Below are 578 nucleotides of genomic sequence, written 5' to 3'. Positions count from 1 at the left end.
CCGACTTGCCCGGCATTCAGGGCGCCGGCCGCTGGCGAGAGGGTGACCACGACGGGCGCGGCATTCACCTGCAGCGTATAGGCCGCGTCGCCGGTGTCGTTGTTCGCATCCGTGGCAGTCACGGTGAAGCTGGCGCTGGCCGCCGTCGTCGGCGTGCCCGACAGGACACCGCCAGTTGACAGCGTGAGCCCCGCCGGCAGCGAGCCGGACGTCACGGCGTAGCTGTAAGGCGCGGTGCCGCCCGAGGCGGTGATGGTCTGCGTATAGGCCGTTCCGACTTGCCCGGCATTCAGGGCGCCGGCCGCTGGCGAGAGGGTGACCACGACGGGCGCGGCATTCACCTGCAGCGTATAGGCCGCGTCGCCGGTGTCGTTGTTCGCATCCGTGGCAGTCACGGTGAAGCTGGCGCTGGCCGCCGTCGTCGGCGTGCCCGACAGGACACCGCCAGTTGACAGCGTGAGCCCCGCCGGCAGCGAGCCGGACGTCACGGCGTAGCTGTAAGGCGCGGTGCCGCCCGAGGCGGTGATGGTCTGCGTATAGGCCGTTCCGACTTGCCCGGCATTCAGGGCGCCGGCCGC

1 protein-coding gene is annotated in these 578 nt (G+C 71.1%); it reads right to left on the bottom strand.

Features of this window, described 5'->3' with window-relative positions:
- Nucleotides 1-578 (bottom strand): Ig domain-containing protein (locus AWJ14_RS14870; RefSeq protein WP_171904890.1); only part of this gene is annotated, 578 nt, incomplete at both ends.

It is taken from the genome of Parahoeflea olei (assembly GCF_001703635.1).
Lineage (GTDB): Bacteria > Pseudomonadota > Alphaproteobacteria > Rhizobiales > Rhizobiaceae > Hoeflea > Hoeflea olei.
The sequence above is the reverse complement of the archived record's forward strand: the minus strand, read 5'-3'. Positions and strand labels throughout refer to the sequence as shown.